Genomic DNA, 6,474 nt, shown 5'->3' on the forward strand with positions numbered 1-6,474 from the left:
CCCCCGAGCTGCTCGCCCACGCCAAGCGCCACGGCTTCTCCGACAGCGACGACCCGTCCGTCGTGAGCGCAGAGCAGGACCTCAGGTGGTCACGCTGCCCGCGGCTGCCGCCACGGGGCTCGGGGCGGGACGGTCCTTGGCGAGCTCCTGGTAGGACTTGTGGTCGGTGAACAGCTCGTCGCGCAGCGGGTTGCGCCGCCTGGTCACGATGACCTTGACCTGGTAGACCGCGACCGCGACGTTGGCGAGGAGCGAGACCAGGCTCACGACGAACAGTGCCGTGGGGTTGTGCGACGAGTCGACCGCGAAGGTCGAGTCCGACACGAACGTCGGCACGGCCATGGTGAACATCATCCAGAACGCGAGCGTGTGAGCGCGGTGCTGGAGCCAGGCGCCCTTGCGCAGGAAGAACGCCGGGATGGTGCAGCTGATGAGCAGTGCTGCGCCCGCGTAGAACGCGTGGTCACCCACGCAGTTGTAGACGTACGCGAAGTTCCACAGGTCGTACGCGATGATCCAGAACCACATCATGTCTGGCCAGACCATGTCCTTGAACCGGTCCCGCGTGATGTAGATGCCGGCCCAGCCGCAGATCGTCAGCAGGTTCAGGATGCCCGCGACGCCGTTCATGATGTTCCACGAGCCGCCGACCATGAAGACGCCGTCGACCATGCCGTGCATGCCGGAGACCTGGAAGTCGCGGATCACGGCCTCGAGGATGTTGAGGCCCAGGATCGCGGGCGGGAACAGCAACGCGTACTTCATGGCCGCGATGCGAGGGTTGTAACGGATGAGCATGAAGCCGATGCACCCGGCCAGGGCCGAGTACACCTTGACCCAGTGGAACCAGGTGCCGGTCGAGGAACCGGCGCCCGCGGTGTGCGGCCACACGAAGATCGTCAGCAGGACCGGCAGGACGATGAAGATCCCGATCGCGGCGGTCTTGGACCAGCGGACCAGCTCGTTGAGGCCGACGAGGGCCGCGAGCACCACGAACCACATGACGGCGGCTTGCCAGGGGATGGAGTCGAACAGGAACACGTCGCTCCCTTTCTCAGGACGGCGGGACGGCAGGTGTCGTCCCGGCGGGTGGGGGAGGTGCGCCAGGTGGACGGGCGCGGACCCCGGCGCACCGGTGTGGTCCGTGCTGTCGCGTCACTCGGAATCGGCCCGCGCCCCCTCGAGGTGCAGCGCCTGCCGCACGATCGTCACGAGCACCGCGTCGTCGACCTCGGGGCAGTTCCGGGCCAGGCCCACGAGGCCGTAGACCAGGACGTAGAACGTCTCGGGCACGTGCTCGATGCGGACCTGGTGCCGGGCCGCGTAGGCCTCGACCGTTGTGGCCTCGACGCACTCGACGACCGCGCGCACGGCGCGGTCGAGGAACCGGTTGTACAGCCCCGTGTGCTCGGCGCGCTGCAGGTCGTCACGCAGCGGGTCGACCGAGCGCAGGTGGGTGCGGAACATCGCGACACAGTCGACGAGCGCCTTGTCGATGTTGCCCGGCTCGCGGGCGGCGTCCCAGGCGTGCACGGCCTCGACGAACTCGGCCACGTACCCCTCGAGGACCGCGTCGACGAGCGCGTCCTTGTCGGGGAAGTAGTAGTAGACGAGCCCCCGGGCCACGCCGGCCCGCTCGGCGACGTCCTTGGTCGAGGTGTGGGCGATGCCCTGCTCGGCGAACAGCTCGCGGGCCGCGAGGACGATCTCCTCGGCCCGCACCTCGGGCGCCGAACGGCGTCGTCTGGGCCTCGTGGCGTCGGTCATCTGGGCTCCTTCCCGAGCTGATGACTCCGACGCTAGGACCGCTATTGACACAGCGTCAACAGTGTTCCGGCAGGTCAGGACGTAGGTCCCGGAGAACGGGGCCGTTGGGCCTGCGGACGGGCAGCGGCACGGGTCGTGCGCCCCGCCAGGACGTGAGACGCCCCGGGGGCGAGGGCGGACGTGGTCCCTCCAGGGGTGCGCGGTGTGCGACGGTAGATGGTCGGTGTCAGCACGAGCAGCGAGGAACTCATGAGCGGTGAACCCCAGGTCGGGGCAGAGCTACGGGCCCTGCGGGAGCACTTCACGCGGCTGATGATGACGTACCGGTTCGGCATGGACGAGGTGATGACCAAGATCACCATCCTGCGCGACGAGTTCGCGTACGCCCACGAGTACAACCCGATCGAGCACGTGTCCTCGCGGCTCAAGTCGCCCGAGTCGCTGCTCGCCAAGGCGCGGCGCAAAGGCGTCGACCTGACGATCGACGCGCTGCGTGCGGAGATCTTCGACATCGCGGGCGTGCGCGTCACGTGCAGCTTCGTGTCCGACATCTACAAGGTGCGCGACATGATCGCGGCGCAGCAGGACCTCGTGGTGCTCGAGGAACGCGACTACATCTCCCACCCCAAGGGCAACGGGTACAAGAGCCTGCACCTGATCGTCGAGGTGCCCGTGTTCCTGTCCGACCGGGTGCAGCCCGTGGTCGTCGAGATCCAGATCCGGACCATCGCCATGGACTTCTGGGCCAGCCTCGAGCACAAGATCTACTACAAGTACGACAAGGCCGTCCCGCAGCGCCTCCTCGACGAGCTCAAGGAGGCCTCGCTCGCGGCCTCGGAGCTCGACGAGAAGATGGAGCGCCTGCACGACGAGGTGCTCCAGCACTCGCGCGACACCGCGACCGAGCACCCCGAGGGAAAGAGCGCGAGCCCGTTCGCTCCCTCGTGGGAGCTGCTCGACTCCTACCTGCGGGGCAAGCCGGGGGCGATGGGTGCCGCGGGAGCATCCGGGGTGCCGGCCGCCGTGGAACCGGGCGACGCCCCGGCCGCGGGCTAGATCAGCGTCTCGACCGCGATCCGCACGGTGTCGCCGACGTCGACCGCCTCGCGCCGACGCACCGCGGCCTTGACGGGCAGCACGAACGTCCTGCGCTCGGCGTCGGGGAAGACCGACGTGGACCAGCGCGAGCCGCCGAGCGTGACCTCGACCTTGACCGACCCGAACCCGGCCGGGGGCAGCGGGGAGTCGGCGATCTCGTCGCTGACGTCGGTGGGCAGGGCCGCGAAGACCCACGTGTCGCTGCGCGCGGTCCATCGCCACAGCTCCGCCTCGAACTCGTACCTGGTGCCGGCCATGCGCCCATGATGCCGGGCGCCGCCCACAAGCGGCGCTCCGCGCTGGGCGGCGCCCCGCACGCGGCGACCGCACCCGACGCCCTGCCGGCCCGCCCGAGCGCCGGACCACCTCGCCACCGCGCACGCGAGCGCGCCATGATGGCCCCGTGACCGATCCCGTGCCCCACGTCGTGGCCGTTGCCTCGAGCCCTGCCCACGACTTCAGCAAGGACCTGCGCTCCAGCGTCCAGGTCGTCGAAGGGCTGGGCGTCGTCGGCGACGCGCACGCCGGGGACACCGTGAAGCACCGCAGCCGCGTGCGGGCCGACCCGACCCAGCCCAACCTGCGCCAGGTCCACCTCATGCACGCCGAGCTGTTCGACGAGCTGGCCGAGGCGGGCTTCGACGTCGGCCCCGCGGACCTGGGCGAGAACGTGACGACGCGCGGGGTCGACCTGCTGGGCCTGCCGCGCGGCACCCGCCTGCACCTCGGCGAGACGGTCGTCCTCGAGGTCACGGGGCTGCGCAACCCGTGCCAGCAGATCAACGACTTCCGTCCGGGCCTGCTCAAGCGGCTCGTCCTGCCGGACGGCCAGGGCGACGTGATCCGCAAGGCGGGGATCATGACCGTGGTCGAGCGGGGCGGGCCGGTCGCCGCCGGCGACCGTATCGAGGTCGAGCTCCCCGCCGGACCGCACCACCGGCTCCAGATGGTCTGACGACTCGCCAGGCCCCGGCCCCGGGAGCACCATGGAGGCATGAGGGCCATCTGGAAGGGTGCCATCACGTTCGGTCTCGTCAACGTGCCGATCAAGGTCTACTCGGCCACCGAGGACCACGACGTGCCGCTGCACCAGGTGCACGACAAGGACGGCGGTCGGATCCGCTACCAGCGCCGGTGCGAGGTCTGCGGCGAGGTCGTGGCGTACGAGCACATCGACAAGGCGTACGACGACGGCGAGCGCACGGTCGTGCTCACGGCCGAGGACCTGGGGTCGCTGCCCGCCGAGCGCAGCCGCGAGGTCGAGGTCGTGGAGTTCGTGCCCACCGACCAGATCGACCCCATGCTCCTGGACCGCAGCTACTACCTCGAGCCCGACTCCTCCTCGAACAAGGCCTACGTGCTGCTGCGCCGCACGCTCGAGGAGACCGACCGCACCGCGATCGTGAAGTTCGCGCTGCGTCAGCGCACGCGGCTCGCGGCGCTGCGCGTGCGCGACGACGTGCTGGTGCTGCAGACGCTGCTGTGGGCCGACGAGGTGCGCGAGGCCGCGTTCCCGACGCTCGACGAGCCGGCGAAGGTCAGCGCGAAGGAGCTCGCGATGTCGTCGCAGCTCGTCGAGTCCTTCGCGGCCGACTTCACGCCCGAGGAGTACCAGGACGACTACCAGGCCCAGCTCCGTCAGCTCATCGAGGCCAAGATCGAGGCGGGCGACACGTTCAGCACCGAGGAGACCTTCGGCGAGCAGGAGGAGAAGGGCGGCGAGGGCGCCGAGGTCATCGACCTCATGGAGGCGCTGCGCCGCAGCGTCGAGAGCTCGCGCGGCAAGAGGTCGGGCGACGCGAAGGGCGAGAAGCCCGCGAAGGAGGCTGCGCCGTCGGGTACCACGAGGAAGAAGAGCGAGCGCCCGACGGCGTCACGCGCCTCGGACGACCAGGCCGCCTCGAGCACGGCTCCCGCCTCGGCGAAGGAACCTGCGAAGAAGAAGACGACGCGCAAGAAGGCCTCGGCGTGACGTGCCGCGGCGTGCCAGGCTGACGCCATGACCCACGACCAGCCCGAGAACACCGACCTGTCCCGCCTCGTCGCCGAGGCCGAGCAGCACGAGCGCGACCTCGTCCTCGCGCGCTTCACGCACGACGACGCGTGGCGGCTCGGCTGCCTGCTCGTCGAGCTCGCCGCGGAGCGGACGCTGCCGATCACGATCGACGTGCGCCGCGGGCCGCAGCAGGTCTTCCACGCCGCGACCGAGGGCACCACGCCCGACAACGACACCTGGGTCCAGCGCAAGGTGCGCGTGGTCGAGCGGTTCGGTGCGTCGTCGTACCTCATGGGCCTGCGCGCCAAGGCCAGGGGCACGACGTTCACGGCGCAGCACGAGCTGCCGCTCCAGGAGTACGCGGCCCACGGCGGGGCGTTCCCGCTGCGGGTCGAGGGGGTCGGGGTGATCGGCGTCGTGACCGTGTCCGGCCTGGCCCAGCGCGACGACCACCTGCTCGTGGTCGAGGCGCTGGGGACGTTCCTGCGGACCGCCGCCTGACGCGCCCGCCGCGCCGCCGCGCCTGACCGGGTGCGCCGACCGATGAGTTCGCCGGTCCCGGCCGGTCGGACCTGAAGAGTGCGACGCACCGCGCGCCGTGCGGGAGGAGGAGAGCGATGAGACCGATCGTCCCGAGCCTGTGGTTCAACGGAGGACTCGAGGAGGCCGTGGCCTTCTACACCTCGGTGTTCCCCGACAGCACCGTCGGCGACTCCCTGAAGATGCCCGACGGCACCCTGGTCACCATCGACTTCACGTTGCAGGGCCAGCCCTTCAACCTCATCAACGGCGGCCCCGACCACCTGTTCCCGTTCAGCGAGGCCGTGTCGTTCATCGTGCGCTGCGAGGACGAGGCGGAGGTCGACCACTACTGGGACGCCCTGCTCTCGGGCGGCGGCACCGAGTCGCAGTGCGGCTGGCTCAAGGACCGCTACGGGTTGTCGTGGCAGGTCGTGCCCGTCGAGTTCGAGGAGCTCGCGCAGTCCGACGACCAGGCGGCCGTGGCGCGGATGATGGGCGTCATGATGCAGATGATCAAGCTCGAGATGCCCGCGCTGCGGGCCGCGTTCGCGGGGGAGGATGTTCCGGGAGCCTGAGGCAGCCCTGCGCGAGGCCCGGAGGAGCGGAGTGCTGCTGTGCGATCGACCGATCTCCCGAGGATGTTCCTCGGGAAGAAGAGGTTCCTTGCGTCGTTCGACGCGTTCTTCGAGCAGGGACTCCTGGTGGTCGCCGAGGACGGGAGCAGGGCCGTCCACGAGACGTTCGACCCCACTGCTGGGCCCGTTCACCACGACGGCGACTCGCTCTACGTCGTCGTCCAGAGCGCCGTCGACGGCCCCGTGACGGTCGTCGTCTTCGATGCGAAGGCGCCGCGGCAGCTGGTCGCCGACCTGAGCCTGGTGTTCGACGGCCGGTTCGAGGGCGGACGCGGAAGGATCGTCCTCGAGGCCACGGACGATTCGCTGCGGGTCGTCGTCGCGGCGGAGGAGGACGACTCGCCACGCGTCCGGGTCTACCTCGACGACCTGCTGTGGGCGACGTCCGTCGTCGTGGTCCTCTCCTAGCGGCCCTGCCGCGAGCGAGGCTCGGCCCTCGTCCCCACCGGCATGGGG

The 6,474-nt window shown here is 70.2% G+C and carries 9 protein-coding genes; 6 read left to right on the forward strand and 3 right to left on the reverse strand.

Translation table 11 applies throughout. The features are described 5' to 3' along the window. Positions 1 to 81: 81 nt before the first annotated feature. Together ACFWFR_RS16140 and ACFWFR_RS16145 are read right to left on the reverse strand one after the other, a co-directional pair. Entirely contained in the window at positions 82 to 1,041 is a 960-nt protein-coding gene (locus ACFWFR_RS16140; RefSeq protein WP_377623632.1) for a DUF5692 family protein, read from the reverse strand. Positions 1,042 to 1,155: 114 nt separating this feature from the next. Continuing rightward, positions 1,156 to 1,767 (reverse strand): TetR/AcrR family transcriptional regulator, encoded by a 612-nt coding sequence (locus ACFWFR_RS16145; RefSeq protein ID WP_377617265.1) that lies wholly within the window; start codon positions 1,765 to 1,767, stop codon positions 1,156 to 1,158. A 249-nt stretch (positions 1,768 to 2,016) separates the two neighbouring features. Between ACFWFR_RS16145 and ACFWFR_RS16150 the strand changes: the two genes are divergently transcribed. Further along, positions 2,017 to 2,823: a GTP pyrophosphokinase family protein gene (locus ACFWFR_RS16150; protein ID WP_377617264.1), complete on the forward strand. Its 807-nt coding sequence runs from the start codon at positions 2,017 to 2,019 to the stop codon at positions 2,821 to 2,823. On the opposite strand, the gene ACFWFR_RS16155 is transcribed toward ACFWFR_RS16150, so the two are convergent. Continuing rightward, positions 2,820 to 3,122 carry a DUF1905 domain-containing protein gene (locus ACFWFR_RS16155; RefSeq protein WP_056650687.1) on the reverse strand — a complete coding sequence of 101 codons (303 nt, stop codon included), beginning with the start codon at positions 3,120 to 3,122 and terminating at the stop codon, positions 2,820 to 2,822. The genes ACFWFR_RS16150 and ACFWFR_RS16155 overlap by 4 nt on opposite strands. Positions 3,123 to 3,268: 146 nt before the next feature. On the opposite strand from ACFWFR_RS16155, the gene ACFWFR_RS16160 reads away from it, so the two are divergent. From ACFWFR_RS16160 to ACFWFR_RS16180, 5 genes are all read left to right on the forward strand, one after another. Then, entirely contained in the window at positions 3,269 to 3,820 is a 552-nt protein-coding gene (locus ACFWFR_RS16160) for an MOSC domain-containing protein (RefSeq protein ID WP_377623633.1), read from the forward strand. Positions 3,821 to 3,859: 39 nt separating this feature from the next. Beyond that, the gene (locus ACFWFR_RS16165; RefSeq protein WP_377623634.1) at positions 3,860 to 4,837 is read left to right on the forward strand and encodes a Ku protein; all 978 of its coding nucleotides are present in this window, start codon (positions 3,860 to 3,862) and stop codon (positions 4,835 to 4,837) included. Between the two features lie 27 nt (positions 4,838 to 4,864). Next, the gene (locus ACFWFR_RS16170) at positions 4,865 to 5,362 is read left to right on the forward strand and encodes a heme-degrading domain-containing protein (protein ID WP_377623635.1); all 498 of its coding nucleotides are present in this window, start codon (positions 4,865 to 4,867) and stop codon (positions 5,360 to 5,362) included. Positions 5,363 to 5,478: 116 nt separating this feature from the next. After that, positions 5,479 to 5,958, forward strand: a complete 480-nt coding sequence (locus ACFWFR_RS16175; RefSeq protein WP_377623636.1) for a VOC family protein — start codon at positions 5,479 to 5,481, stop codon at positions 5,956 to 5,958. 39 nt (positions 5,959 to 5,997) lie between these two features. After that, positions 5,998 to 6,426: a hypothetical protein gene (locus ACFWFR_RS16180; RefSeq protein ID WP_377623637.1), complete on the forward strand. Its 429-nt coding sequence runs from the start codon at positions 5,998 to 6,000 to the stop codon at positions 6,424 to 6,426. Positions 6,427 to 6,474 lie beyond the last annotated feature (48 nt).

It is taken from the genome of Oerskovia sp. NPDC060287, assembly GCF_042726775.1.
Classification (GTDB): Bacteria; Actinomycetota; Actinomycetes; order Actinomycetales; family Cellulomonadaceae; genus Oerskovia; species Oerskovia merdavium.

What these genes read in the sequence shown, in the direction of transcription:
- ACFWFR_RS16170 (WP_377623635.1), top strand. Translation starts at nt 4,865, where the DNA reads ATGACCCACGACCAGCCCGAGAACACCGACCTGTCCCGCCTCGTCGCC.
- ACFWFR_RS16175 (WP_377623636.1), top strand. Translation starts at nt 5,479, where the DNA reads ATGAGACCGATCGTCCCGAGCCTGTGGTTCAACGGAGGACTCGAGGAG.
- ACFWFR_RS16145 (WP_377617265.1), bottom strand. Translation starts at nt 1,767, where the DNA reads ATGACCGACGCCACGAGGCCCAGACGACGCCGTTCGGCGCCCGAGGTG.
- ACFWFR_RS16165 (WP_377623634.1), top strand. Translation starts at nt 3,860, where the DNA reads ATGAGGGCCATCTGGAAGGGTGCCATCACGTTCGGTCTCGTCAACGTG.
- ACFWFR_RS16155 (WP_056650687.1), bottom strand. Translation starts at nt 3,122, where the DNA reads ATGGCCGGCACCAGGTACGAGTTCGAGGCGGAGCTGTGGCGATGGACC.
- ACFWFR_RS16150 (WP_377617264.1), top strand. Translation starts at nt 2,017, where the DNA reads ATGAGCGGTGAACCCCAGGTCGGGGCAGAGCTACGGGCCCTGCGGGAG.